This window comes from Variovorax sp. KBS0712, from assembly GCF_006323185.2.
Lineage (GTDB): Bacteria > Pseudomonadota > Gammaproteobacteria > Burkholderiales > Burkholderiaceae_C > Variovorax > Variovorax boronicumulans.
The window spans coordinates 78,106-103,945 of the sequence record NZ_VCCD02000002.1 but is presented as its reverse complement, the minus strand read 5'-3'; the positions used below and the strand labels follow the sequence as shown (position 1 = coordinate 103,945).

At 68.1% G+C, this 25,840-nt stretch carries 27 protein-coding genes; 20 read left to right on the top strand and 7 right to left on the bottom strand.

Annotated elements, in window-relative coordinates; genetic code table 11:
• Window positions 1–14: 14 nt before the first annotated feature.
• Window positions 15–1,055: a phosphoribosylformylglycinamidine cyclo-ligase gene (gene purM, locus FFI97_RS17405; RefSeq protein WP_062475090.1), complete on the bottom strand. Its 1,041-nt coding sequence runs from the start codon at window positions 1,053–1,055 to the stop codon at window positions 15–17.
• Window positions 1,056–1,207: 152 nt separating this feature from the next.
• Here purM and hda point away from each other — a divergent pair, with 152 nt between their 5' ends.
• The 5 genes from hda to FFI97_RS17380 all read left to right on the top strand — a co-directional run bounded on the left by hda (window position 1,208) and on the right by FFI97_RS17380 (window position 6,128).
• Window positions 1,208–1,897, top strand: a complete 690-nt coding sequence (gene hda, locus FFI97_RS17400; RefSeq protein ID WP_056571899.1) for a DnaA regulatory inactivator Hda — start codon at window positions 1,208–1,210, stop codon at window positions 1,895–1,897.
• 42 nt (window positions 1,898–1,939) lie between these two features.
• A complete protein-coding gene (gene pcnB, locus FFI97_RS17395) occupies window positions 1,940–3,577 on the top strand; it encodes a polynucleotide adenylyltransferase PcnB (RefSeq protein ID WP_144004476.1) in 1,638 nt (545 codons plus the stop codon).
• Complete coding sequence (gene folK / locus FFI97_RS17390; protein ID WP_139702105.1) at window positions 3,574–4,236, top strand: 2-amino-4-hydroxy-6-hydroxymethyldihydropteridine diphosphokinase; 663 nt, start codon at window positions 3,574–3,576, stop codon at window positions 4,234–4,236. Before pcnB ends, folK begins: the two co-directional genes overlap by 4 nt.
• 222 nt (window positions 4,237–4,458) lie before the next feature.
• A complete protein-coding gene (locus tag FFI97_RS17385; protein WP_056571891.1) occupies window positions 4,459–5,103 on the top strand; it encodes a DUF47 domain-containing protein in 645 nt (214 codons plus the stop codon).
• A gap of 14 nt (window positions 5,104–5,117) precedes the next feature.
• Complete coding sequence (locus FFI97_RS17380) at window positions 5,118–6,128, top strand: inorganic phosphate transporter (protein WP_062475084.1); 1,011 nt, start codon at window positions 5,118–5,120, stop codon at window positions 6,126–6,128.
• Between the two features lie 136 nt (window positions 6,129–6,264).
• Here the strand turns inward: FFI97_RS17380 and FFI97_RS17375 are convergent, their stop codons facing one another.
• Complete coding sequence (locus FFI97_RS17375; RefSeq protein WP_070062592.1) at window positions 6,265–6,711, bottom strand: TM2 domain-containing protein; 447 nt, start codon at window positions 6,709–6,711, stop codon at window positions 6,265–6,267.
• Window positions 6,712–6,724: 13 nt separating this feature from the next.
• The gene (locus FFI97_RS17370; protein ID WP_139701981.1) at window positions 6,725–7,249 is read right to left on the bottom strand and encodes a GNAT family N-acetyltransferase; all 525 of its coding nucleotides are present in this window, start codon (window positions 7,247–7,249) and stop codon (window positions 6,725–6,727) included.
• 179 nt (window positions 7,250–7,428) lie between these two features.
• On the opposite strand from FFI97_RS17370, the gene rpsP reads away from it, so the two are divergent.
• The 8 genes from rpsP (at window position 7,429) to FFI97_RS17330 (ending at window position 13,574) form a co-directional block, all read left to right on the top strand.
• Window positions 7,429–7,692 (top strand): 30S ribosomal protein S16, encoded by a 264-nt coding sequence (rpsP, locus tag FFI97_RS17365; protein ID WP_007831311.1) that lies wholly within the window; start codon window positions 7,429–7,431, stop codon window positions 7,690–7,692.
• Between the two features lie 15 nt (window positions 7,693–7,707).
• Window positions 7,708–8,262 carry a ribosome maturation factor RimM gene (gene rimM, locus FFI97_RS17360; protein ID WP_139701982.1) on the top strand — a complete coding sequence of 185 codons (555 nt, stop codon included), beginning with the start codon at window positions 7,708–7,710 and terminating at the stop codon, window positions 8,260–8,262.
• Window positions 8,263–8,278: 16 nt separating this feature from the next.
• Window positions 8,279–9,025, top strand: coding sequence for a tRNA (guanosine(37)-N1)-methyltransferase TrmD (gene trmD / locus FFI97_RS17355; protein ID WP_139701983.1), 747 nt, complete (start codon window positions 8,279–8,281; stop codon window positions 9,023–9,025).
• A 110-nt stretch (window positions 9,026–9,135) separates the two neighbouring features.
• The gene (gene rplS, locus FFI97_RS17350; protein ID WP_056572437.1) at window positions 9,136–9,519 is read left to right on the top strand and encodes a 50S ribosomal protein L19; all 384 of its coding nucleotides are present in this window, start codon (window positions 9,136–9,138) and stop codon (window positions 9,517–9,519) included.
• Window positions 9,520–9,646: 127 nt separating this feature from the next.
• A complete protein-coding gene (locus FFI97_RS17345) occupies window positions 9,647–10,390 on the top strand; it encodes a CoA pyrophosphatase (RefSeq protein WP_185993654.1) in 744 nt (247 codons plus the stop codon).
• Between the two features lie 58 nt (window positions 10,391–10,448).
• Complete coding sequence (locus tag FFI97_RS17340) at window positions 10,449–11,450, top strand: CobD/CbiB family protein (RefSeq protein WP_062475069.1); 1,002 nt, start codon at window positions 10,449–10,451, stop codon at window positions 11,448–11,450.
• 4 nt (window positions 11,451–11,454) lie between these two features.
• Window positions 11,455–12,531 (top strand): histidinol-phosphate transaminase, encoded by a 1,077-nt coding sequence (hisC, locus tag FFI97_RS17335; RefSeq protein WP_139701984.1) that lies wholly within the window; start codon window positions 11,455–11,457, stop codon window positions 12,529–12,531.
• Window positions 12,532–12,548: 17 nt separating this feature from the next.
• Entirely contained in the window at window positions 12,549–13,574 is a 1,026-nt protein-coding gene (locus FFI97_RS17330; protein WP_139701985.1) for a hypothetical protein, read from the top strand.
• A gap of 25 nt (window positions 13,575–13,599) precedes the next feature.
• On the opposite strand, the gene rsgA is transcribed toward FFI97_RS17330, so the two are convergent.
• From rsgA to FFI97_RS17315, 3 genes are read right to left on the bottom strand one after another with little or no spacing between them, the layout of a single operon-like run.
• Window positions 13,600–14,559 carry a ribosome small subunit-dependent GTPase A gene (rsgA, locus tag FFI97_RS17325; protein WP_185993653.1) on the bottom strand — a complete coding sequence of 320 codons (960 nt, stop codon included), beginning with the start codon at window positions 14,557–14,559 and terminating at the stop codon, window positions 13,600–13,602.
• Between the two features lie 12 nt (window positions 14,560–14,571).
• Complete coding sequence (locus FFI97_RS17320; protein ID WP_095746391.1) at window positions 14,572–14,922, bottom strand: 4a-hydroxytetrahydrobiopterin dehydratase; 351 nt, start codon at window positions 14,920–14,922, stop codon at window positions 14,572–14,574.
• Window positions 14,923–14,953: 31 nt separating this feature from the next.
• Window positions 14,954–16,219 carry a M48 family metallopeptidase gene (locus tag FFI97_RS17315; protein WP_139702108.1) on the bottom strand — a complete coding sequence of 422 codons (1,266 nt, stop codon included), beginning with the start codon at window positions 16,217–16,219 and terminating at the stop codon, window positions 14,954–14,956.
• Between the two features lie 62 nt (window positions 16,220–16,281).
• Here FFI97_RS17315 and orn point away from each other — a divergent pair, with 62 nt between their 5' ends.
• The 6 genes from orn to FFI97_RS17285 all read left to right on the top strand — a co-directional run bounded on the left by orn (window position 16,282) and on the right by FFI97_RS17285 (window position 23,003).
• Window positions 16,282–16,878: an oligoribonuclease gene (orn, locus tag FFI97_RS17310; RefSeq protein WP_070062329.1), complete on the top strand. Its 597-nt coding sequence runs from the start codon at window positions 16,282–16,284 to the stop codon at window positions 16,876–16,878.
• Window positions 16,879–17,126: 248 nt separating this feature from the next.
• A complete protein-coding gene (locus FFI97_RS17305) occupies window positions 17,127–19,034 on the top strand; it encodes a DEAD/DEAH box helicase (RefSeq protein WP_139701986.1) in 1,908 nt (635 codons plus the stop codon).
• A 217-nt stretch (window positions 19,035–19,251) separates the two neighbouring features.
• On the top strand, window positions 19,252–20,325 hold the full coding sequence (locus FFI97_RS17300) for an NAD/NADP-dependent octopine/nopaline dehydrogenase family protein (protein ID WP_056571854.1): 1,074 nt from the start codon (window positions 19,252–19,254) through the stop codon (window positions 20,323–20,325).
• The gene (locus FFI97_RS17295) at window positions 20,315–21,319 is read left to right on the top strand and encodes a 3-hydroxybutyryl-CoA dehydrogenase (RefSeq protein WP_139701987.1); all 1,005 of its coding nucleotides are present in this window, start codon (window positions 20,315–20,317) and stop codon (window positions 21,317–21,319) included. The genes FFI97_RS17300 and FFI97_RS17295 overlap by 11 nt, the downstream gene beginning before the upstream one ends.
• Window positions 21,316–22,119 (top strand): alpha/beta fold hydrolase, encoded by an 804-nt coding sequence (locus FFI97_RS17290; RefSeq protein WP_139701988.1) that lies wholly within the window; start codon window positions 21,316–21,318, stop codon window positions 22,117–22,119. The genes FFI97_RS17295 and FFI97_RS17290 overlap by 4 nt, the downstream gene beginning before the upstream one ends.
• Window positions 22,116–23,003, top strand: coding sequence for a zinc-binding alcohol dehydrogenase family protein (locus FFI97_RS17285; protein WP_139701989.1), 888 nt, complete (start codon window positions 22,116–22,118; stop codon window positions 23,001–23,003). The genes FFI97_RS17290 and FFI97_RS17285 overlap by 4 nt, the downstream gene beginning before the upstream one ends.
• A 21-nt stretch (window positions 23,004–23,024) precedes the next feature.
• Here the strand turns inward: FFI97_RS17285 and FFI97_RS17280 are convergent, their stop codons facing one another.
• The gene (locus FFI97_RS17280) at window positions 23,025–23,501 is read right to left on the bottom strand and encodes a MarR family winged helix-turn-helix transcriptional regulator (protein ID WP_062475035.1); all 477 of its coding nucleotides are present in this window, start codon (window positions 23,499–23,501) and stop codon (window positions 23,025–23,027) included.
• Between the two features lie 144 nt (window positions 23,502–23,645).
• On the opposite strand from FFI97_RS17280, the gene FFI97_RS17275 reads away from it, so the two are divergent.
• Window positions 23,646–25,838, top strand: a complete 2,193-nt coding sequence (locus tag FFI97_RS17275) for an indolepyruvate ferredoxin oxidoreductase subunit alpha (RefSeq protein WP_139701990.1) — start codon at window positions 23,646–23,648, stop codon at window positions 25,836–25,838.
• The last annotated feature ends 2 nt before the right edge of the window (window positions 25,839–25,840 follow it).

Below are 25,840 nucleotides of genomic sequence, written 5' to 3'. Positions count from 1 at the left end.
GAACGGGCGCGCGATCAGGCGACGACCACGGCCGCGCCGTCGCCGCGCTCGGCGATCACGCCGATCTCGTGCACCGACTCACCGGCAGCGCGCAGCGTGGCGGCGCAGGCGGCGGCTTCGGCTGCATCGATCACCACGACCATGCCGATGCCGTTGTTGAAGGTGCGGTTCATCTCGATGTCGTCGATGCCGGCCACCTTCTGCAGCCAGGCGAACAGCTCCGTCTGGGGCCAGCTGCCCTTCTTCAGGTGGGCGGCGGTGCCCTCGGGCAGCACGCGCGGGATGTTCTCGAGCAGGCCGCCACCGGTGATGTGGGCCAGGGCCTTGATCGGGTGCTTGCCCAGCGCCTCGAGCACGGGCTTCACGTACAGGTGGGTGGGCTCCATCACGGCTTCGCGGAAGGGCTTGCCGTCCAGGGTGGCGGGCAGGTCGGCGCCGGCGCGCTCGATCACCTTGCGCACGAGGCTGAAACCGTTGGAATGCACGCCGGCCGAGGCCAGGCCCAGCACCACGTCGCCGGGCTTGACGTTCTGGCCGGTGAGGATCTTCGACTTTTCGACCGCGCCGACCGCAAAACCGGCCAGGTCGTACTCGCCGGCCGGGTACATGCCGGGCATTTCGGCGGTTTCGCCGCCGATGAGGGCGCAACCCGAGATTTCGCAGCCGCGGGCGATGCCGCCGACCACGGCCGCGGCCGTGTCCACGTCGAGCTTGCCGCAGGCGAAGTAATCCAGGAAGAACAGGGGCTCGGCGCCCTGCACCAGCACGTCGTTGACGCTCATGGCCACGAGGTCGATGCCGACCGTGTCGTGCATGTTCCATTCGAAAGCTAGCTTGAGCTTGGTGCCCACGCCGTCGGTGCCGCTCACCAGCACGGGTTCCTTGTAGCGCTTGGGCACTTCGAACAGGGCGCCGAAGCCGCCGATGCCGGCGAGCACGCCTTCGCGCATGGTTTTCTTCGCCAGCGGCTTGATGCGGTCGACCAGGGCGTCGCCTGCGTCGATATCGACACCGGCGTCCTTGTAGCTGAGCGGGGTGGGCGTGGAGGAGGTCATGGGCGGGCGGTGTCGAGAAGAAGGAGCGAAAAGGTTCGCGAAGCGGCGAGGAAGGGCGGGCAGGGGAGGCGCCGGCGACCGAGGCGGCCGGGCCGATAGAATTCCTCACGATTTTAAGGGCCCTCCGGGCCCCCTCCATGAACCTTCCCGGGATGAAACAGCTCGCGCTCGATATCGGCATTGCGACGGGCCCCAGCTTCGACGCCTTTTTTGCCGGCCCCAACGAGGCGGCGCTGCGACACCTGCAAGTGTGGGTGGGCGGCGCCGACGGCAGCCCTGCGCTGCACTCGCCGGTGCCGACCTACCTCTGGGGCGACAGCGGCAGTGGCAAGACCCACCTGCTCGAATCCGTGCGTGTCGCACTGGCCGAGCAGGGCGCCAGCGTGGGCTGGCTGCACGCCGGCCTGCTGGAGCCGCCCGAGTTCGACGAGCGCTGGGGCGCCGTCCTGCTCGACGACGTCCACCTCTACACCGCGGTGCAGCAGCACGCGGCCTTCAACTGGTTTGTCAACGCCCAGACCCTGCAACGCGGCGTGGTCGCCGCCGGCGCCTTGCCGCCGGCCGACCTGCCGCTGCGCGAAGACCTGCGCACCCGCCTCGGCTGGGGCCATGTCTTCCATCTGCAGGTGCTGAGCGAAAGCGAACGCCGCGCGGTGCTGCGCCAGGCGGCCGACGCGCGCGGCGTGATGCTGTCCGACGACGTGCTCGACTTCATGCTGCACCGCTTCAGCCGCGACCTGGGCAGCCTGATGGAGCTGCTGTCGCAGCTGGACGGCTACGCCCTGCAGACCCAACGCGCGATCACCATTCCGCTGATCCGCTCCATGCTCGAAAACGAATAGACAGATAAGAAGAAGCGCCTGCTCCTCCTCGAAAAACAACCAATGATCAAGAAATTCATCGACAAGCTGCTCGGCAAGTCCGCCGGCAGCACGCAGGGCAAGAGCCGCTTCGGCAAGCGCCAGGAGGTGCCGGCAGAGGTTCACAAGATCGATCCCGCCCTGGTCGACGAACGCGCGAAGAACGTGGTCACCACGCTGCAGCAGGCCGGCTACGAGGCCTATGTGGTGGGCGGCGCGGTGCGCGACCTGCTGCTGGGCCTGCGGCCGAAAGATTTCGACGTGGCCACCAACGCCACGCCCGAGCAGGTCAAGTCGCTGTTCCGCCGCGCCTTCATCATCGGCCGGCGCTTTCGCATCGTGCACGTGGTGTACGGCCGGGGCCGCGAGCACGAGGTGATCGAGGTCTCGACCTTCCGCGCCTACATGGACAGCGCCGCCGCCGAACAGGTGGCCGGCAACGAACGCACCAGCAAGGGCGAACTCGCGAGCATGAAGCACGCCGTGGACGCCAGCGGCCGCGTGCTGCGCGACAACGTCTGGGGCCCGCAGGAAGAAGATGCGGCGCGCCGCGACTTCACCGTCAACGCCATGTACTACGACCCGGCCAACCAGGTCGTGGTCGACTATCACAACGGCATCAAGGACGCCCAGAAGCTCACGCTGCGCATGATCGGCGACCCGGTCACGCGCTACCGCGAAGACCCGGTGCGCATCATTCGCGCCATCCGCTTCTCGGCCAAGCTCGCAGCGCTCGGTTTCAAGATGGAAGCCAAGACCGCCGCGCCGCTCATCGAATCGAGCAAGCTGCTGGCCGACGTGCCGCAAAGCCGCATGTTCGACGAGATGCTCAAGCTGTTGCAGACCGGCCACGCCATCGCGACGGTCGAGCAACTGCGCAAGCTGGGGCTCGCCACCGGCATCTATCCGCTGCTCGACGTGGTGGTGGAGCGCGCCGACCAGCCCTTCGTGAAGGCCGCCCTGCAAGACACCGACCGCCGCGTCGGCGAAGGCAAGCCCGTGGCGCCCAGTTTCCTGCTGGCCTGCGTGCTGTGGGCCGACGTGCGCGACGGCTGGGCCCAGCGCCAGGAAGGCCGGCACGGCCAGCGCCCGCAGCCGCCCTTCCCGGCGCTGCAGGACGCGATCGACGACGTGTTCAATTCGCGCATCGGCGACGTGTCGGGCCGCGGCAAGCTGGCCGCCGACATGCGCGAGATCTGGATGATGCAGCCGCGCTTCGACAAGCGCACCGGCTCCACGCCCTACAGCCTGGTCGAGCAGGCGCGCTTCCGCGCGGCCTTCGACTTCATGCGCCTGCGTGCCGACGTGGGCGAGGTCGGTGAAGCCATCGCCGAGTGGTGGCAGGAGTTCAGCACCGCCGACGACCTGCGCCGCCAGGACCTGCTCGAACAGGTCCGCGAAGAACAGAAGGTGCGCCAGCGCGTGCGCCTGCGCGACCCGGCCGCTGCGCCCAAGCCGCGCAGCGAGCAACCGGCGCGCCAGAAGCAGGCCGCAGCCGAGTCGGACGACGGAGACGGCCCCGACATCGAGGCCGACGCCGTGCCGCCGGACGGCGAAGCGGCCGCGCCGCGCAAGCGCAAGCGCCGGCGCAAGCCGCGCCCGGTGGGCGGCGGTAGCGGTGGTGGCGGCAGCGAGGGCGGCGGGAGCGCCGCAGGCGAATGAGCACGCCCGACCGGCCGAAGGACGGCAAGAAGAGCGCCCCGGCTGCCAAGGCCGCAAAGGCCGTCAAGGGGGGCAAGGGGGGCAAGGGGGGCAAGCCCGCGCCGCGCGCCGCAAGCAAGCCGCCATCGGCCGGCAGCAAGAGCGACCCGCCCGCGCGCCGCGCGCCTTCGCGTCCACGCGGTCCGCGCGAGGACTACCCGACCGTGCAGGCCTTCGTCGCCATCGGCGCCAACCTGGGCGATGCCGAGGCGACCGTGAAGGAGGCCATGGCTGCCATCGGTGCGTTGCAACGCACCCAGGTCACGGCCCGCTCGTCGCTCTACCGCAGCGCGCCGGTCGATGCCGAAGGCCCCGACTTCATCAACGCCGTGGTGGCCGTGCGCACCGGGCTGGACGCGGAGCAGCTGCTCATCGCGCTGCAGCGCCTGGAAACGCTGGCCGGCCGTGAGCGGCCCTTTCCCAATGCGCCGCGCACGCTCGATCTCGATCTGCTGATGCACGGCAATTCGGTGATCGAAAGCCCCACGCTGACCCTGCCGCACCCGCGCATGCGCGAGCGCGCCTTCGTGCTCAAGCCGCTGGCCGAGATCGCACCCGACAAGGTGCCACGCGCCGCGCTGGCGCGCGTGACCGGCCAGGTCATCCAGAAAATCCGCTGACCCTCGGGGGCCGCCGGCATGCGGCCGCAACTGCCCGATCTCGCCGGCGTTGCCGCGTGCATGCGGCTGGTCGTGGCACCGCGGCTGCCGGCCTGAGCGAGCCTGTCGCGCCGGGGCCCGAAGGTCGGCCCGACCGGTCGTTCCGGTCGCGCCCGTTAAACTCGGGAAGTTTTCACGAAGGCGTCATGAAATTGTGATTGGCGCGTCCCAGGAGTTTTTTCCATGTTCGGCAAGCTGCTGCCCCGAGAGGGCAATTTTTTTGAAATGTTCAACCAGCATGCCGAGCGCATCGTGGAGGCGGCGCGTGCGTTCGAGCAGCTCGTCACCCACTATGCGGACGTGCACCTGCGCGAACAGTACAACCGCGACGTCGACAACGCCGAGCGCGCCGCGGACCGCGTGACGCACGACGTCAACCGCCTGATCCACAAGACCTTCATCACGCCCATCGACCGCGAGCAGATCCACAAGCTCATCAACACGATGGACGACGTGGCCGACCTGATCCAGGACTCGGCCGAGACCATGGCGCTGTACGACGTGCGCCACATGACCGACGAGATCGTGCGCCTCACGGCCCTGAGCGTGAAGTGCTGCGACCGCCTCAAGGACGCCGTCAAGTACCTCGGCAAGATCGCCGACCCGGCCGTGGCCGAGGCCACGCTCAAGACCTGCGAGGAAATCGACCGCCTCGAATCCGACGCCGACCGCGTGATGCGCAGCGCCATGAGCAAGCTGTTCCGCGAGGAGCCGGACGTGCGCGAGGTCATCAAGCTCAAGGCGATCTACGAGCTGCTCGAGACGATCACCGACAAGTGCGAGGACGTGGCCAACGTGATCGAGGGCATCGTCCTCGAGAATTCCTGAGCGGGTAGCAGCCGATGACAACGGTGCAGGTCGCCCTCTGGGTGGTGGTGGTGCTGGTCGCGCTCGCGATCCTGTTCGACTTCATGAACGGCTTCCACGATGCCGCCAATTCGATCGCGACGGTGGTGTCCACCGGCGTGCTCAAGCCGGGGCAGGCCGTGGTGTTCGCGGCTTTCTTCAACCTGATCGCGATCTTCGTCTTCCACCTGAGCGTGGCGGCCACCGTGGGCAAGGGCATCGCCCAGCCCGGGGTGGTCGACGTGCACGTGGTGTTCGGGGCGCTCATCGGCGCCATCAGCTGGAACCTCGTCACCTGGTACTACGGCATCCCGAGCAGCTCGTCGCACGCGCTGATCGGCGGCATCGTGGGCGCCGTGATCGCCAAGACGGGCACCAGCGGCCTCGTGGCTTCGGGCATCTGGAAGACCGTGGCTTTCATCTTCGTGTCGCCGCTGCTGGGCTTCCTGCTGGGCTCGCTGATGATGATCGTGGTGGCCTGGGGCTTCCGGCGTGCCACGCCGTCGCGCGTGGACCGTTGGTTCCGGCGATTGCAGCTGGTCTCGGCCGGCGCCTACAGCCTGGGCCACGGCGGCAACGACGCGCAGAAGACCATCGGCATCATCTGGATGCTGCTGATCGCCACCGGCTACGCCTCGGCCAGCGACGCGGTGCCGCCGACCTGGGTCATCGTGAGCTGCTACGCGGCCATTGCACTGGGCACCATGTTCGGCGGCTGGCGCATCGTGAAGACCATGGGCCAGAAGATCACCAAGCTCAAGCCCGTGGGCGGCTTCTGCGCCGAGACCGGCGGGGCGCTGACCCTGTTCCTGGCCACCGCGCTGGGCATTCCGGTGTCGACCACGCACACCATCACGGGCGCCATCGTCGGCGTCGGTGCCACGCAGCGCGCCAGCGCGGTGCGCTGGGGCGTGGCGGGGAACATCGTCTGGGCCTGGGTTCTGACCATTCCCGCCTCGGCCTTTGTGGCGGCGATGGCTTACTGGTTCAGTTGGCAGATTTTCTAAGGCGCTGAAACAGCGCGCGCTGTCTCTTCTTCATTCGTGGGGGCCGCCGCGCACGGCCACCCGAAGCGGCCGGCTCGCCCCCGGTAGGGGTTGGCGAAGCGACACGAAGTGCGCGCAGCCTGGGGGCGAGCAACAGTTACTGTGAAATCTTTCGGCCTTCTTCGATCTGGTGTTCGAAGTAGTGCTGGAAGCTGTACACGATGCTCGCCATCAGGATCGAGCTGCCGAAGAACAGGGACGCCACCACGGCGCCGATCGTGAGCCAGTTGGTCTGGCCCGGCGCGGCGTCGGGCGCTGCGCCAGCGTTGAAGCGCGCATTCCATTTCTCGGGCGTCATCAGGCCGTAGATGATCGCCATCAGCGCGCAGCCCGCGATCGTGAAGCCGAGCAGCGGGATCAGCGCCCAGCTCACGCCGTCGTCCACGCCGTACATGCGCAAGCGCTCGATGCCGTAGATGCCCAGCGCGGTGGGAATGGGCAGCAGCCAGCCGAGCCAGTCGCCCATGCCGCGCAGGTAGAAGCGGTGCAGGCCCAGCGGGCCACCGAGGAAGGAGAGCCAGGCGGCGACGGTCTTGCTTTTCATTTTCTTCATCACATCATTCGGGTTTGGTGCGGCTGCCTTCGCCGAGTACTTTTTCCATCAGGACCACGTCGCGCCAGGCGTCGAACTTCCAGCCGCAGTCTTTCAGCACGCCCACGTGCGTGAAGCCCTGGCTGCGGTGCACGCCGACCGAGCCGGCGTTGGCCGAGTCGCCGATCACCGCGATCAGCTTGCGCACGCCGGCCGCTTCGGCCGCCTGCGAGAGCGCCGCCAGCAGCTGCGCGCCCACGCCCTTGCCGCGCGCGGCCTCGGACATGTAGATCGAGTCTTCGGCCGAAAACCGGTAGGCCGGCCGGGGCTTGAACCAGTTGCAGTAGGCAAAACCCAACACTTCGCCGTTTTCTTCAGCGACGAGGTAGGGCAGGTTCTTGCCCAGCACATCGGCGCGCCGGGCGGCCATGTCGGCCTCGGACGGGGGCTCGGTTTCGAAGGTGCCGGTGCCGTGCAGCACGTGGTGCGCATAGATGGCCGTGATGGCTGCGATGTCTTCGTCGCGGCTGGGGCGGAGGGTGAGGGTCATGCGGGTGAGGGCGGCGGCGCGGGGCCGGAATTCGGAGAAAAACCCGGGTCGGGCTATAATCGTGGGCTTTTCAGCGTGCGCTGGCCGGGTGGCCATGTCGCGTGTCTCGACGCTGGAAGAACATCGTGAGCGGGCCTCTTTCTATTTGAACTGGCTCGCTGACCACCCAAGGATAAATCATGGTCGTCATTCGACTCTCCCGCGGCGGCTCCAAAGGCCGTCCGTTCTTCAACATCGTCGTGTCGGACAAGCGCGTTCGCCGCGATGGCCGCTTCATCGAGCGCCTGGGCTTCTACAACCCGACCGCCAAGGAAAACGAAGAAAGCATCCGCATCGCCCAGGACCGCCTCGCGTACTGGAAGAGCGTCGGTGCCCAGGCTTCGCCCACGGTGCTGCGCCTGATCAAGCAAGCCGCTGCCGCGGCCCCCAAGGCGGCCGCCTAAGCCGCCCGCACGGCGATGCTGCCCACACTCGAAGCCGCCGAACTGCCGGCGGATGCGATCGAGGTCGGACGCATCGCCGATGCCTGGGGCATCAAGGGCTGGTTCAAGGTCCTGCCCCACAGCGCCCAGCCCGAGGCGCTTTTTTCTTCCAAGCGTTGGTTCCTGCAGGCTCCCGGAGCCTCCACACCCGCCGCTTTCCGGCTCGCGGTTCGCGAAGCCAAAGAACATTCCGACTGCATCGTCGCCTCGTCCGAGGACGTGCCCGACCGCAATGCGGCCGAGGCGCTGCGCGGCGCGCGCGTGTTCGTGCCGCGTTCGAGCTTCCCGACCGCCGGCGACGACGAGTACTACTGGGTCGACCTGATCGGCCTGTCGGTCGTCAACCGCGAAGGCGTCGTGCTCGGCACGGTGCGCGAACTGCTCGCCACCGGCCCGCAGACCACGCTGGTGCTGGCGGCCGAAGAAGACGGCAAGGCCATCGAGCGCATGGTGCCGTTCGTCTCGGTCTTCGTCGACAAGGTCGACCTGCCCGGCCGCCTCATCACGGTCGACTGGCAACCCGATTTCTGATCCGGGCCGCGCGCGCATGCGCTTCGACGTCCTCACGCTTTTTCCCGAACTGTTCGCGCCTTTCATGGCCAGCGGCGTGACGCGCCGCGCCTACGAATCGAAGCAGGTCGAGGTCGTGCTGTGGAATCCGCGCGATTTCGCCCAGGGCAACTACAAGCGCGTGGACGATCGCCCGTTCGGCGGCGGACCCGGCATGGTGATGATGGCCGAGCCCCTGGCGGCCTGCCTCGATGCCGCGCTGGCGGCCCGCGGCGCACCGGCACCGGTGGTGCTGTTCTCGCCCATCGGCGAGGCGCTGCGCCACGAGGCTGTCGAGCGCTGGTCGGCGAGCGAGGGTGCGGTGCTGGTCTGCGGACGCTACGAAGGCATCGACCAGCGCTTCATCGATGCGCGTGTCACCCACCAGGTCAGCCTCGGCGACTTCGTGCTCTCGGGCGGCGAGATCGCGGCCATGGCGCTGCTCGACGCCGTGGCGCGGCTGCAGCCCGGCGTGCTGGGCGACGAGGCCAGCCATGTGCAGGACAGCTTCAACCCGGCGCTCGACGGCCTGCTCGACTGCCCGCACTACACACGGCCCGAGCAGTGGAACGGGCAGGGCGTTCCGGCGCCGCTGCTCTCGGGCCACCATGCGCAGATCGAGCGCTGGCGGCGCGACCAGCGCCTGGCCATCACGGCCGCGCGGCGCCCCGAGCTGATCGATGCCGCACGGGCGGCAGGCAAGCTCAACAAGGCCGATGAGGCCGCGCTGAAAAAAAAGCTATAATCCGCGATTCCCCGATCCTCTGTCCGGCCGCGCCCGGTTTGTTGGTGGTTCTTCCGCCAAAGCCCACGGCGCCTTTAGTGCAGCCCGAAACGATCGATATCCAGGAAATCATGAACCTCATCCAGACCCTCGAGCAGGAAGAAATTTCCCGTCTCGGCAAGACCATCCCCGATTTCATGCCCGGTGACACGGTCATCGTCAGCGTGAACGTCGTCGAAGGCAGCCGCAAGCGCGTGCAGGCCTACGAAGGCGTCGTGATCGCCAAGCGCAACCGTGGCCTCAACAGCGGCTTCACCGTGCGCAAGATCTCCAGCGGCGAAGGCGTGGAGCGTACGTTCCAGACCTACAGCCCGCTGATCGCCGGCATCGAAGTCAAGCGCCGCGGCGACGTGCGCCGTGCCAAGCTGTACTACCTGCGCGAGCGCAGCGGTCGTTCGGCACGCATCAAGGAAAAGCTGCCGGGCAAGTCGCAGAAGGCTGCGTCGGCCGCTTAATCAGGCGCCGTCCTTTCTGCTCAAAAAGCCGCCGCTCTGGCGGCTTTTTGCGTTGGCGCCGCGCTTCAAGACAGTTTTCCATTTTTACGCTCTACTCCTTTCATTCCGCCACAGGCCGCATCCTCTCTTGACCTCCTCCACTTCCGCCCCCACGTCCTCCGCCGTCGTCGAGCCCGTCAATGCCGTGGTGCCGCCCGCGTTGCTGCAGATCGACCCGCGCCAGGCGCCCTTCGTGGACGGAAGCGATGGTCTGCCGGCGGTGGCGCCGACGCAGCTGACGGCAATGGCCCTGCGCGCGCGCTTCGCCTCGCCGCCCGTGTGGACGCCCGAGCTTCGCCGCGAGCCCCGCATGACCGACCGCGTGCCGGCCCAGGCCGCCGTGCTGGTACCGATCGTGCAGCGACCGCAAGGCGCGACCGTGCTGCTCACCGAGCGCACCACGCACCTGTCGACCCATTCGGGGCAGGTGGCCTTTCCCGGCGGGCGCGTCGACCCCGAGGATGCCAACATCCAGGCCGCCGCCCTGCGCGAAGCCTGGGAAGAGGTGGGCCTGTCGGCGCAGTTCATCGAGGTGCTCGGCACCTTGCCGACCTACACGACGGTCACCTCGTTCGTCGTGACCCCGGTGGTCGCGCTGGTGCAGCCCGACTTCGTGCTGGACATCAATCCGTTCGAGGTGGCCGAGGCCTTCGAGGTGCCGCTGGCCTGGCTGATGGACCCGGCCAACCACCGCCGCCACGCGGTCAGCGCCACCGATGGGGTCCGTCGCGAGTGGTACTCGATGCCGTACGTCGACGGGCCGCACGAGCGCTTCGTCTGGGGCGCCACCGCGGGCATGCTGCGCAACCTCTACCGCTTCCTCGCCGCCTGAGCCTGATCGGGCGCCACCTGGGGCCAAAACCTTCAGGTGCTCTCGCTATCATCGAAGGATGAGCTTCTTTGCCATCCTGTGCGCGTTGCTGATCGAGCAGGTGCGGCCGCTGGGCCCGCACAACCCCGTGTACGGCGGCGTCCTGGCGTGGACGCGCTGGACCAGCCGCAACTTCGATGCGGGCAAGCCGCACCACGGATGGATCGCCTGGGGGCTCGCGGTGTTCGTGCCCACGCTGCTGTCGCTGGGCGTGCACTGGCTGCTGGTGCTCACGCTGGGCCTGCCGTTCGCCGTGCTGTGGAGCGTCGCGGTGCTCTACATGACGCTGGGCTTTCGCCAGTTCAGCCACCACTTCACCGACATCCGCGATGCGCTCGACGAGGGCGACGAGCCGCTCGCGCGCTCGCTGCTGGCGCACTGGCAGGGCGTCGATGCCGCCGAGCTGCCGCGCAGTGAAATCGTGCGCCACGTGATCGAGCATTCGGTCATTGCGGCGCACCGCCATGTCTTCGGCGTGCTGGCCTGGTTCTCGGTGCTCGCCGCCCTGGGCCTGGGGCCGGCGGGCGCGGTGTTCTATCGCATGAGCGAGTTCGTCGCGCGCTACTGGGCCCACAAGAACGGCGCGCCGGTGCAGCCTTCGAGCGTGGCGGTGCAGGACGCGGCCGAGCGGGCCTGGCATGCCGTCGACTGGCTGCCCGCGCGCATCACGGCGCTCGGCTTCGCCGTGGTCGGCAGCTTCGAAGAGGCCATCGACTGCTGGCGCAACGATGCGCGGCGCTTCCCCAACGAGAACGATGGCGTGATCCTCGCGGCCACGTCCGGCGCGGTGAACGTGCGTCTGGGCGGCGGCTCGCTGAGCCCGATCCCGGTGGCCGATCCGCTGCCGCGCGCGCAGGCCGGCGAATCGCCGAGCGTCGGCCGGCGCCTGGACAGCGGCAGCACGCCGGGTCGCGAGCCTGAGCCCGGCCACCTTCGCAGCGTGGTCGGCTTGGTCTGGCGATCGGTCGTGATGTGGATGGTGCTGCTGGCCTTGCTCACGCTCGCGCGCTTGCTCGGCTGACCCCATGACCACTCTGCCCTTCTGGAGCCCGCGCATCGGCGCGCTCGAGCCTTACGTGCCCGGCGAGCAGCCGCGCATCACCAACCTCGTCAAGCTCAACACCAACGAGAACCCGTACCCGCCGTCGCCGGACGCCATCGCGGCGATCCAGCGCGCGGCCGCCGACGGCCTTGAACGCTACCCCGACCCCACGTCGCTCGCGCTGCGTGAAGCCGTGGCACGCCGCCACGGCCTGCAGGTGGGCGAAGTGTTCGCGGGCAACGGCTCGGACGAGGTGCTCGCGCACGCGTTCTTCGCCTTCTTCCAGCAGGCGCAGCCGCTGCTGATGCCCGACGTGAGCTACAGCTTCTACAAGGTCTATGCCCAGCTCTACGGCATCGCCTGCGAGCAGCTGCCGGTCGATGACGGCCTGCGCATCGACATCGATGCGTTCGCGGCGCGTGCCCGCCAGGGCTGCGGCGGCATCGTCATCGCCAACCCGAACGCGCCGACCGGCATCGGCCAGCCGCTGGCGCGCATCGAGCAGCTGCTTGCGGCGTGCCCGGATCGCGTCGTGCTGGTCGACGAGGCGTACGTCGATTTCGGCGGCGAGAGCGCGCTGTCGCTGATCAGTCGGTATCCGAACCTGCTCGTGGTGCAGACCCTGTCCAAGTCGCGCTCGCTGGCCGGCCTGCGCGTCGGTTTCGCCTGCGGGCAGGCGCACCTGATCGACGCGCTCGTGCGGGTCAAGGACAGCTTCAATTCGTACCCGATCGACCGGCTGGCCTCGGCCGGTGCCGTGGCTTCGCTGGATGACGAGGCGTGGTTTCGCAAGACACGCGACGAGGTCGTCGACACGCGCGAAGGCCTGAGCCTGCAGCTCGAAGACCTGGGCTTCGAGGTGCTGCCGTCGCAGGCCAACTTCGTGTTCGCGCGCCACCCGCAGCGCGATGCGGCCGAGCTGGCCGCACTGTTGCGCGAGCGCGCGGTGCTGGTGCGGCATTTCAAGCAGCCGCGCATCGCGCAGTACCTGCGCATCAGCATCGGCACGCGGGACCAGTGCAGCGCGCTCGTTCAGTGCCTGCAGGACATCCTGGCCTGACCTCCCGAGGCAAGTCCATGTCGACCCTTCACGCCGATCCGCGCGCCGTTGCCTGCGCATCGTTCTGGCAAGCCTTGAGCGACAGGCTCGAGAGCCTGCATGCCTTGTCGGGCCCCGCGCTGGTGGAGGCGCTGAACGCGCTGCTGCAGCCCTTCTTCCCGAACCTGGCCGCCGAAGTGCTGGGCGACCCGCCGGCTTTCACGCTCGTGCTGACAGCGCACGGCGCCGAAGACGATTTCGAGGACCTCATGGCGCTGGTGCGCAGCGCGCCCGCGTTGCCGCAGGTCGAGGTGCAGGCCTTCCGGCAGCGCATGCGCGAAGGTTTCAGCATGCGCATGAACGACTTCGAACTCGCCTGCTCGGACGTTCTCGTGAAGCACGAGCCCTACAGGGGGCGGGTGGCGCTGGAGATCGGCTTTGCCAAGCCCATTCCGATGGACATGCAGGACCACGCGCGCCACATGAGCCTGATCATGCTCGACCACATCCTGGGCGAGTACGACTTCGCGGTGAAGGTCGGGCCGGTCGATCACGTCAAGGCGGATGCGCAAGCGGATTTCGATGGCGTGCCGCTCGATGACTTCGTGCCTCTGTTCGACGCATGCTGGCGCGAGGATCTGGGCCACACCGGCGTGTTTCCCGCGGGCGAGCACGGTTGGTCCGGCCTGACCGCCACGCGCACCGCCGAGGACGGCAGCGAGGTCGAGGCGGTCGTCATGCGAAACGATGCCGCGAATGCACTGCTCGGGCGTGCCGACCTGGGCCATCGGCTCTCGGCCGCCATCCCCGTCGAGTCGGGCGAAGAACTGGACGAGGCGCGTGCTTACGAAGACCGGCTGACCGCGCTGCTGCAGACGCACGGCGAAGGCTGCTGCACGCACATCGTGCTGGAGGAGGGCGTTCGCACCGTGCACTTCCATGTGGCCGATCCGCAGGCGGCCATCGTGCATGCGCAATCGGTGCAAGAGGCGTTGGAATTGCCGGTGACCCTCGACCTGGCCTTCGACCCGACCTGGAAGTCGTACCGCACCTGGCTGGCCTGAGCGCGGCCGGGCCCCCGGTGCGTTTTCAGTAGCGCGTCTGGCTCAGCTCGGCGAACAGCTCACCGTAGATCTTGTAGCGCGAGGCGCTGATCGGTCCGGGTTGCGTCGCCGTTTCGACGTTCGAGATCACGCCGCAGCCGGGCTCGTGCAGGTGGGTGCAGTTGTAGAACTTGCAGTCGCCCGTGTGCTCGGCGATGTCGGGCATGAGGCCGGCGAGCTGCATCGGCTCGATGTGGTTCAGGCCGAATTCCTGGAAGCCGGGCGAGTCGATGAGGCCCGTGGTGCGGGCCTCGTCGATCCAGTACCAGGTGGTGCTGGTGGTCGTGTGCTTGCCTGAATTGAGGGCCTGCGAAATCTCTTGCGTCAGCACGCTCGCGCCGGGCACCAGCAGGTTGGTGAGCGTGCTCTTGCCCGAGCCCGATGGGCCGAGCACCAGCGTCGACTTGCCCGCCAGCAGCTTCATCAGCGAGGCGTAGTCCGCTTCGTCGGAAGCCTTGAGCGACAGCGGCAGCACGCCGTGGTGCATGCGGCGGTAGGGCGCCAGCTTGGCCCAGGCGCGCGCAAAGGGTTCGACGAGGTCGCTCTTGTTGAGCGCGATGATGGGCGTGATGCGCTCGGCCTCGGCCGCGATCAGTGCGCGCGCCAGCTGGTGTTCGGAAAACTCCGGCTCGGCCGCGATCAGGATCAGCACATGGTCGAGGTTGGCCGCGAACGACTTGGTGCGGATCTCGTCCTGTCGGTAGAAGAGGTTGCGCCGCGGCAGCACCTCTTCGATGGTGCCTTCGTCTTCGGTGGCCTGCCAGCGCACGCGGTCGCCGACCACGGCCTGGCTCTTCTTGCCGCGCGGGTGGCAGATCAGCCGCTCGCCGGTGGGCGTTTCGACCAGGCAGTGACGCCCGTGGCTGGCGACGACGAGGCCGTCGTGGTGCGCCTTCCCCGTGTTGTGCGCAGCGGGGGTGAAGGCGGCGCGGCCCGGCTTAGCCACAGGCGCGTGTCCTCATGCGGCGGGGCTCGCAACCAGCGCGTCGGCCTGCCGAGCGCAATCGAAATCGGTGATCGACAGACCGTTCACGTCGTGCGTGTTGAAGCGCACCACGCAGCGGTTGTAGTGCACCGACAGGTCGGGGTGGTGGTCCTGCGTGTGGGCCACCATGGCCAGCGCATTCACGAAGGCGATGGTCTCGAAGTAGTTTGCGAAGGTGAAGGTCTTCTCGATCGCGACATCGGCGCCGTCGCCGGTGAGCTTCCAGCCGTCGAGCTGGGCCAGGCCCGAGACGATCTCGGTGGCGCTCAGGGCCTTGCGGGGCGGAAGGTTCTTCCAGTCCTTGGGTTTGAACATGCTGCTCATGAGGGGTTTCGCTGAAAAGGTGGGTCGAGGGTCACGCCGCGGTCATGCGCGCAAGGCGCTCGGAGGCGGGGGGATGGGAGTAGTAGAACTTGACGAACACCGGGTCGGGCGTGAGCGTCGAGGCGTTGTCCTGGTAGAGCTTGAGCAGGGCGGCCGACAGGTCGGCGCCGCTGGTCTGCGCCACGGCGTAGGCGTCGGCCTCGAACTCGTGCTTGCGCGACAGGCGCGCCGGCAGCGGGGCGACGAAGAAGCTGAACACCGGCACGGCCAGCATGAACAGCAGCAGCGCCAGCGCGTTGTTGGGCGCGGCCGGCGACAGGTTGGGTTGCACGCCCAGGCCGGCGTAGAACCAGACCTGGGTCGAGACCCAACCCAACAGCGCAAAACCGGCCAGGCTCAGCGCGAACATCGCGACCAGCCGCTTCACGATGTGGCGGTGCTTGAAGTGGCCGAGTTCGTGCGCGAGCACGGCCTCGACTTCGCCGGCATTGAGCTGGCGCAGCAGCGTGTCGTAGAACACCACGCGCTTGCTGGCGCCGAAGCCGGTGAAGTAGGCATTGGCGTGCGCGCTGCGCGTGCTGCCGTCCATCACGAACAGGCCCTTGGCCGCGAAGCCGCAGCGCTTCATGAGCGCGGTGACGCGCGCCTTGAGCGTCGGGTCGTCCAGCGGCTTGAACTTGTTGAACAGCGGCGCGATGAAGGTCGGGTAGATCAGCATCAGCAGCAGGTTGAAGCCCATCCAGGCGCCCCAGGCCCAGAGCCACCACAGCGTGCCGGCCGCGCCCATGAGCCACAGGATGAGCGCCGCGATCGGCAGCCCGATCAGCGCGCCGAGCAGCGTCGACTTGACGGTGTCGGTGAGCCAGAGCTTCCAGGTCATCTTGTTGAAGCCGAAGCGCTCCTCGAGCCGGAAGGTCTGCCACAGCGTGAACGGCAGCTCCAGCAGGCCGCCGATGACGGCAAAGGCCGCCAGCAGCGCCAGTTGCTGCACCATGCCGCCGCCCAGCCACACCAGCAGCAGCTTGTTCAGCAGGTCGAGCCCGCCGAGCAGCGTCCAGCCCAGCAGCAGGGCGGCGCCCCAGGCCATCTCGACGAGCCCGAAGCGTGCCTTGGCGATCGTGTAGTCGGCCGCCTTCTGGTGCGCGGCGAGCGTGATGGTTTGTGCAAAAGCTTCCGGCACGGCGCCGCGGTGGCGCGCTACGTGGCGCACCTGGCGGGTGGCCAGCCAGAACTTCACGAGCAGGCCCGCCACGAGCGCCGCCGCGAAGGCAAGGGTGAAGATGAGCGAATAAGACATCATGAAGCGGCGAGTTTAGTCCCCGGTATATCGGGGCGCAGGCCTTCGACGACAATCCTGCGATGCCCGAATCCCTTGACCCGACGCCCCCCGCAGCCGCCCCCACCCTGAAGAAAAGCGACCAGAACCTGGTCTGGCTGGACTGCGAAATGAGCGGCCTCGACCCCGAGAAAGAGCGCCTGCTCGAGATCGCCGTGGTCGTCACCGGCCCCGACCTCACGCCCCGCATCGACGGCCCCGTGCTCGTCATCCACCAGAGCGACGCCGTGCTCGACGCCATGGACGCCTGGAACAAGGGCACCCACGGCCGCAGCGGCCTGATCGACAAGGTGAAAGCCTCCACGCTGGACGAAGCCGCGGCCGAGCAGCAGCTGCTCGAATTCATCGCCAAGTACATCCCCCGAAGCGGCTCGCCCATGTGCGGCAACACCATCGGGCAGGACCGGCGCTTCCTGGTCAAGTTCATGCCCAAGCTCGAGGCGTACTTTCACTACCGCAACCTCGACGTCAGCACCCTCAAGGAGCTGGCCAAGCGCTGGAAGCCCGCGGCCTACACCGCCTTCAAGAAGCAGCAGGCGCACACCGCGCTGGCCGACGTGCACGAGTCCATCGAGGAGCTGGCGCACTACCGGGAAACCTTCCTGCGCTTGGTGGATTGACAACAATTAGGTAAAAACCCGAAGCCGTGCCATAATCGCAGGCTTCGCTGATTTGAACGCGTCTTTGGACACAGATCAGCGTCTCTCGCATCTCCCTATCTTGCACACCGCGCCCGATCGCATCCGCTGATCAAAAAGGGCCGCAGCCTCCGACGAAAGCCGGAAGTTGAATGTCGTTGGATGGTTGATGTTTTTAACCACCAACGGGGCGCCGCCTACGGCAGCGCTCGCGTTTGAGATTGATATTCATGACCGACGCTTTTGAAGCGCAGGGCGAACTCGCGCCTGTGCAATCCGCTACCCACAACGAATTCACCGCTGTCGCGGACACCGTGTCCGAGGCTCCGATCCTCGACGCACTGGACGCCGCAGCCCCCGAGGCCGCCGAAGCCGAGGCGCCCGCCGCGCCCAACGGTTTCATCAAGCTGGGCCTCGCTCCCGAACTGATCGCCGCCGTGGCCGACATGGGTTTCACCCAGCCGACCACCGTGCAGGAAAAGGTCGTGCCGATCGCCATGGGCGAAGCCGGTTCGGCCCGTTTCGTCGACCTGATGGTGTCCAGCCAGACCGGTTCGGGCAAGACCGCCGCCTTCCTGCTCCCCGTGCTGCACACGCTGATCAAGCGCCAGGCCGAAGCCGAAGCCGAAGCCAAGGCCGAGTTCCAGCGCCTGGCCGCTGAAGCCGCTGCCCGCGGCGAAGCGCCGCTCAAGAAGCCCAAGCGCAAGGACCCGACCAACGCCCGTCATTTCAAGGCCGCCACCCCCGGCGCCCTGATCCTGTGCCCGACGCGCGAACTCGCGCAGCAGGTTGCGCACGACGCCATCGAACTGGTTCGCCATTGCCGCGGCCTGCGCGTTGCCAACGTGGTGGGCGGCATGCCTTACCAGCTGCAGATCGCCAAGCTGCAGAACGCCGACCTCGTGGTTGCCACGCCGGGCCGTCTGCTCGACCTGCAGCGCTCGCAGCAGCTCAAGCTCGACCAGGTCAAGTTCCTGGTGGTCGACGAAGCCGACCGCATGCTCGACCTCGGCTTTGCCGACGACCTGGCTGAAGTCAACCAGCTCACCATCGAGCGCCAGCAGACCATGATGTTCAGCGCCACCTTCGCGCCGCGCATCCAGCAGCTGGCCCAGCGCGTCATGCGCGAGCCGCAGCGCATCACCATCGACAGCCCGCAAGAAAAGCACGCCAACATCAAGCAGTCGCTGTACTGGGCCGACAACAGCCAGCACAAGCGCAAGCTGCTCGACCACTGGCTGCGCGACACCAGCATCAACCAGGCCATCGTGTTCGCCAGCACGCAAGTCGAGTGCGACGGCCTCGCCAACGACCTGCAGCAAGAAGGCTTCAGCGCCGTCGCGCTGCACGGCGCCCTGAGCCAGGGCCTGCGCAACCGCCGCCTGATGGCACTGCGCCAGGGCCAGGTGCAGATCCTGGTGGCCACCGACGTTGCCGCCCGCGGCATCGACGTGCCGACCATCACCCACGTCTTCAACTTCGGCCTGCCGATGAAGGCCGAGGACTACACCCACCGCATCGGCCGCACCGGCCGTGCCGGCCGCGATGGCCTGGCCATCACGTTCGCCGAGTTCCGCGATCGCCGCAAGATCATGGACATCGAGCACTACAGCCGCCAGCAGTTCAAGGCGGAAGTGGTGGCCGGCCTCGAGCCGCAACAGCGCATGCCGCAATCGCGTCCCCCGATGGGCGAGTACCGCGGCGGCCGCGGCGACAACTTCTCGCGCGATCGCAAGTTCGGCAATGGCGGTGCAGGCGGCGGCGGTGGCTACCGCGGCAACAACAACGGTGGCGGCTATGCCGGCGCCAGCGGCTTCAACGACCGCAATTCGCGCAGCCCGGCCCAGGGCCAAGGCCCGCGCGGCTTCCAGGGCGGCCAGAACGCCGGCTTCGGCGGCGGTCGTGACGAAGGCGGCAATGGCGGCGGCTACGGTCGCAAGCCGGGCTGGGGCGACAGCGCCCCGCGCGGCGGCCACGGCCATGGCGGCGGTCGCGGCGACGGCGGTTTCGCACCCCGTGAAGGCTTTGCGCCCCGCGAAGGTTTCGCACCGCGCGGCAACGGCGCCGGCCACGGTGGCCCGGGCAAGGTGTTCGTGCCCCGCGACGCGCAAAAGCGCGCGTTCAAGCCCAGCCGCTGATCGCCCCCGCAAGCGGCCCTGAAAAGGGCCGCTTCCCCCTCAAAAAGCCCGCGCTTCTCACGAACGCGGGCTTTTTCGTTGTCGGGTTTCCGAGCAGTCCGGCGGCCATGAAGTTGGTTGACACCTGAATCGATGAAAAGTAATGTAATGGTGCATTGCTTCTCCCCGGTCCGTTCGCGGCTGCCGGTTCATCGACACCTGTTCTCGACTTTCGATCATGAAAATTGCGATTCTTGGGGGTGGCCACGGCGCCTATGCGGCCGCCGCGGACCTGTCTGAAACCGGCCATGAAGTGCGCCTGTGGCGCCGCGACGCCGCCGCGCTCGAACCCGTCGTGCAGGCCGGCGCGATCACGCTGAAAGACGCCGCCGGTGCGCGCGAGGTGCCCATCGCGCTGGCCACCGCCGACATCGGCGCCGCGCTGAAGGGCGCCGAACTCATCGTCATTCCCACGCCCGCCATCGCCCAGCACGACATCGCGCTGGCCATGGCACCGCACCTGGTCGACGGCCAGGTCGTGTTCCTGCCGCCGGGCACCTTCGGCAGCTACGTGATGGCGCAGGCGGTGAAGGCCGCCGGCAACCGCGCCGACGTGGCCTGGGCCGAGACCGGCACCTTGCCCTACCTTGCGCGCAAGCACGGCGAGCGCGAAGTCAACGTCACCATCCGCGCGATCCGCCTGCCCACCGGCGTCTATCCGGCACGCAAGGAGGCGCAGGCCATCGAGGTGATCCGCCGCGCCTACCCGGCCGTGCACGGCTGCGGCGATGCGCTCTCGGGCGCGCTGATGAACGCCGGCCCCGTCATCCACCCCCCGCTGATGGTGATGAACGCCGCGCCGCTGCAGCACTTCGAGCGCTGGGACATCCACAACGAAGGCACGCAGCGCGCCGTGCGCGACGTGACCGACCGCCTCGACCGCGAGCGCATGGCCGTGCGCGAGGCCTTCGGGCAGGGCGCGCCGCACTATCCGCTGGCCGACCACTACAACAACGACCAGTGGATGTACGGCGATGCGCACAAGCAGCTCGTCAAGTCGGGCGACTGGCGCGAGAACATCGACCTGCACACGCACCGCTACATCACCGAAGACACCGAACTCGGCCTGGCTTTCCTGGCCTCGGCCGCACGCCATGCGGGCGTGGATGCGCCCATCGCGCACGGCCTGCTGGCCATCGTCGGCGGCTTCCTCGGGCGCGACCTGCGCCAGGGCCCGCGCACCTTCGAAAGCCTGGGCCTGGCCAGCCTGAGCGCGGCCCAACTCAAGCAGAGGCTGCACGATGGCGAATGAGCCCGCGCCGCCGCGCTTCGCCGCCGTGGGCGCCGGCCGCATGGGGCGCGGCATCGCCATCGCATTCGCCTATGCGGGCCACCGCATCGCGCTGATCGACCTGCGCCCGCGCACGCCCGAGGCCTGGCAGCGCTTGCGCGACGAGGCGCAGGCGGAAATCGCCGCGAGCCTTTCGGGCTTGGCGCAGCTCGGTGTGATCGACGCCTCGCAGGTCGAGCGCATCGCCGCGCGCGTGGACTTCGTGAATGCAGCCGAAGCACCGCGCGCGCTGGCCGCTGCCGAGCTCGTGTTCGAAGGCGTGCCCGAAACCATGGACGCCAAGCGCGAGGCCTTCGAGCACCTCAACCGCCATTGCCGCGACGACGCGATCCTCACCTCGACCACCAGCAGCATCCTCGTGACGCAGCTGGCCGCGCTGGTGCGCCGGCCCGAGCGCTTCCTGAACATGCACTGGCTCAACCCGGCCTACGTGATCCCCGTGGTCGAACTGAGCTGCCACCCCGGCACCGACGCCGGCGTGCTCGCACGCACCAAGGCACTGATGGAGGCCATCGGCAAGCTGCCCGTGGTCTGCGGCGCGTCGCCCGGCTACATCGTGCCGCGCCTGCAGGCGCTCGTGATGAACGAGGCGGCCCGCATGATCGAAGAAGGCGCTGCCACAGCGGAAGAAATCGACAAGGCCACGCGCTACGGCCTGGGCCTGCGCTTCGCGGCGCTCGGCGTGGTCGAGTTCATCGACTTCGGCGGCTGCGACATCCTGCACCACGCGAGTCGCGAGATGTCGGCCTCGCTCGACGCGGGGCGCTACACCGCGCCGGCCATCGTCGGGCGCATGGTCGAGGAAGGCCGACTGGGCCTGAAGAGCGGCAGCGGCTTCTACGACTACGCGGGCCGCGACACCGCCGCCTACCGGCGCGACGTGCTCTCGCGCACGCTCGGCGAACTGAAGCACGCGGGTCTGTGGCGCGCACCGGCCGACGAGACGCTGTCATGACGATCCGCCGCGCCTTCGCCGACCTGTCGGTGGGGCAGGTGCACCACGCCGTGTGCGGCGACACGCAGGCGCCGGCCGTGCTGCTGCTGCACCAGTCGCCACGCAGCTGGGCCGAGTACCGCGAGGTGCTGCCGCTGATCGCCGGCGCGGGCTACCGCGTCATCGCCATGGACACCGCGGGCTTCGGTGATTCGGCCGACGGCGGCGTGCCCGCAAGCATTGCGCAGTGGGCGCGCGTGGCGTGCGAACTGCTCGATGCGCTCGGCATCGCGCAGGCCGATGTGGTGGGGCACCACACCGGCGGCGTGATCGCGATCGAACTGGCCGCGGCGTTTCCCGAGCGCGTGCGCAGCCTCGTGCTCTCGTCCACGCCGTACACCGACGAGGTGTTTCGCCGCGCCCGCGCGCAGCGTCCGCCCATCGACGAGGTGGCGCCCAGCGACGACGGCAGCCACCTCGCCGCGCTGTGGCAGAAGCGGCAGGCCTTCTACCCGCCGGGACGTCCCGATCTGCTCGAAGCCTTCGTGCGCGATGCGATGAAGGTCGGCCACCGCGTAGAAGAAGGGCACCGCGCCGTGGCTTCGTATCGCATGGAAGAGCGCATCGGCCGCGTGACGCAGCCGACGCGCATCGTGCGCGCCACGCTCGACCCTTTTGCCGCGCCGCATGCGGCGGAGCTGCAGCATCACCTGCCGCAGGCGCGCATCGTCGACATCGACGGCGGCATGGTGCCCTTGCCCGACCAGATGCCCGAGGCCTTCGCGCGCACGGTGCTCGACTTTCTGGCGACGCGGCCATGAAGGCCGTTCGCATCCATGGCTTCGATGCGGTGCCGGTGCTCGAAGACGTGGCCGACCCCGTGGCGCGACCCGGCCGCACCCTTGTGCGCATGCAGGCCGCCACCGTCGGCCACATCGACCGCACCGTGTGGCAAGGCCGCTTCCTGCGGCATCCGTCGTTGCCGTACACGCCGGGCGTGGAAGCCGCGGGCGTTGTCGTCGCGAGCGAGCGGTATGCAGAAGGGCAGCGCGTGTGGTTGCGTGGCAGCGGCTTGGGCACGCTGTTCGACGGCACGTGGTGCGAGCTCATCGATGCGCCTGACGACGCACTCGGCGTGTTGCCCGATGCGGTGCCGATGCCACTCGGCGCGGCGTTCTTCTCGCCCACCACATCGGCGTGGGTCGCCTTGCATGACGTCGCCCGATTGCAGTCTGGAGAGCAAGTGTTGGTGACGGGCGCAAGCGGCGCGGTGGGTTCGTTGGTGATGCAGTTGGCACGCGATGCAGGCTGCATCGCAACGCCTGTCGATCCGAAAGCCGCACCGCCTGAATTCGCCAGCGCCGACCTGCTCATCGACACCGTCGGCGGCGACGTGCTCGCCGCCGCCTTGCCGGCCGTGCGCCTCGGCGGTCGCGCCGTGCTGGTCGGCTACACCGCCGGCCCGACGCTGCAGCTGGACATCGCGCACTTCCTGCAGCGCGACGTGGCGCTGCTGCCGCTCAACATGTTCCGGCGCGAAGCCGCAGGCCGCGCAGCCGCTCCAGAGTTGCTTGCGAGGCTGGCCGACGGCCGCCTGCATCTCGACGTGCAGCCCTTCGCGCTCGCCGATGCAGCCCTCGCGCTCGACTGGATCGCCAGACGCGGTCATGGCGGCCATCGCGGCCGCGCGGTGCTCGTGCCCTAGTCAGGCCTCAGGCCACGCGCTTCAGTCTTCGTCCGGCACCTCGACCGGCACATGCACATGCAGGTCGATCATCTGCCGCAGCGTCTGCTTGAGCTCTTCGGCGCGTCGCAGGCCGAAGGGTTCGAGCACGCGGCGCTCGTGCTCGCGCGCCAGTTCCATCAGGTGCTCGACCGCCTTCAGCCCCGCGGGCGTGATGCGCACCAGCGTGATGCGGCGATCACTTTCATGGGGCAGGCGTTCGACCTGGCCGCGTGCTTCCATGCGGTCGAGCAGTCGCGTCACCGTCGGCTGCTTGGTCACCGTCACCTGCGCGAGCTGGCCGATGCTGACCGCGTCGCTGCCCGCCAGCGACGCCATCACGCGCCACTCCGACACCGAAAAACCCTGCTGCCGCGCCACCTCGTGGAACTCCGAAGAGATCAGCTGGCTGGCCTGCGCGAGCAGCGCGGGCAGGTAGTCATCGACGAAGCGATGCGTTTCCTTGGATGGTTCAGACATGAAGGCGCCTCCTGTTTGCCGCAGGCATGCGGATTGCATGGCTAGGGTAATTCATGATTGTGGATACATTCATTTCTAAACATTATAGGAACCGTGATGTGACCCCGGGGCCGCATCCTCCCACGAGAAAGAAGAAGGACATCCATGGCTGAGCGTTCGTTCGTCGAAGAAGTCAAGAAGCTGAGACTTACTGGTGGAGAAGTGTTCCGCGGCGAAGGCATTCTGGCCGTCACCAAGGCCCTGCTGGAGTCGGGGGTGTCGTACGTGGCGGGCTACCAGGGCGCGCCCATCTCGCACCTGATGGACGTGCTGGCCGACGCGCAGGACATCCTGGCCGACCACGGCATCCGCTTCGAGAACAGCGCCAGCGAAGCCACCGCCGCCGCCACGCTCGCCGCCTCTGTCAACTACCCGCTGCGCGGCGCCGTCACCTTCAAGGCGACCGTGGGCACCAACGTGGCGTCCGATGCGCTGGCCAACCTGGCCTCGGGCGGCGTCACCGGCGGCGCGCTCATCATCGTGGGCGAAGACTACGGCGAAGGCTCGTCGATCATGCAGGAGCGCAGCCACGCGTTTGCCATGAAGTCGCAGATCTGGCTGCTCGATCCGCGGCCCAACCTGCCGAGCATCGTCGATGCCGTGAAGACCGGCTTCGACCTCTCGGAGGCCAGCAACACGCCCGTGATGCTGCAGCTGCGCATCCGTGCCTGCCACGTGCACGGCCACTTCATCGCCGGCGACAACAAGCGCGCCAAGTTCACGCTGAAGGAAGCGCTGGAGAACCCGCAGCGCGACGTCAGCCGCATCGTGCTGCCGCCCGCGAGCTTCGTGCATGAACAAGAGAAGGTGAAGGACCGCTGGCCCGCCGCCGTGCGCTTCATCGAAGAGCGCCAGCTCAACGAGTTCTTCTCCGAGGACGCCGACGACATCGGCATCATCGTGCAGGGCGGCAGCTACAACACGCTGCTGCGTGCGCTCGAACGCCTGGGCCTGGCCGACGTGTACGGCGAGACCCGCGTGCCGCTGTACGTGATGAACGTGGCCTATCCCGTCATCGAGAGCGAAGTCATCCGCTTCTGCGAAGGCAAGCGCGCCGTGCTCATCGTGGAAGAAGGCCAGCCCAATTTCGTCGAGCAGAACCTCGCAACCATCCTGCGCCAGGCCGGCTCCACCACCGCGCTGCACGGCAAGGACATGCTGCCCGTGGCCGGTGAATACACGACGCTCGAACTGCTCAAGGGCACGCGCGCCTTCTGCGAGCGCTACGAGCGCCTCGCGCCGCTGCCTGTGCCCGCACCGGTGCGCAAGGTGATCCCGCTGAAGGAAGTGGCGGCCATCGGCGTCGATGCCGCGCCTGAACCCGCTGAGCCGTCGAGCGCACTTGGCGACGTGGTGCATTCGCGTCCACCGGGCTTTTGCACCGGCTGCCCCGAACGCCCCATCTTCAGCGCCATGAAGCTGGTCGAGCGCGAACTCGGTGCGCACCACGTGAGCGCCGACATCGGCTGCCACCTGTTCTCGATCCTGCCGCCCTTCAACATCGGCAACACGACGATGGGCTACGGCCTCGGCGGTGCGGGCGCTTCGGCACTCAACGCACCGGCCGGCAAGCGCGCGATCTCGATGATGGGCGACGGCGGCTTCTGGCACAACGGCCTGACGAGCGGCGTGGCCAACGCGGTCTTCAACAAGAGCGACAACCTCACCATCATCGTCGACAACAACTACACCTCGGCCACGGGCGGGCAGGACATCCTCTCGTCGACCGCCGTCAACAAGACGCGCAGCACCGGCCACGAGATCGAACGCGCCGTGCGCGGCGTGGGCGTCGAGTGGGTGAAGACGATGCGCCGCACCTACGACGTCGCCGGCATGCGCGACGCGCTGAAAGACGCACTCACCACCACCAAGAAGGGCCCCAAGGTCCTCATCGCCCAGTCGGAGTGCATGCTCAACAAGCAGCGCCGCGAGAAGCCGCTGGTGCGCAAGGCCATCGCCGACGGCAAGCGCATGGTGCGCGACAAGTTCGGCGTCGATGCCGACACCTGCACCGGCGACCACTCGTGCATCCGCCTGTCGGGCTGCCCGTCGCTCTCGATCAAGCCCAACCCCGATCCGCTGCGCATCGACCCCGTCGCCACCGTGCTCGACAGCTGCGTGGGCTGCGGCAACTGCGGCGACGTCTCGCACGCCGCCGTGCTGTGCCCCTCGTTCTACAAGGCGCAGGTCGTGAGCAACCCGACCGCCTGGGACCGCTTCCGCCAGCGCGTGCGCACCGCCGTCATCGGCTGGATGCAGCGCGGCGACGCGCGCCGCCGTGACGCCTATGCCTTCTGACG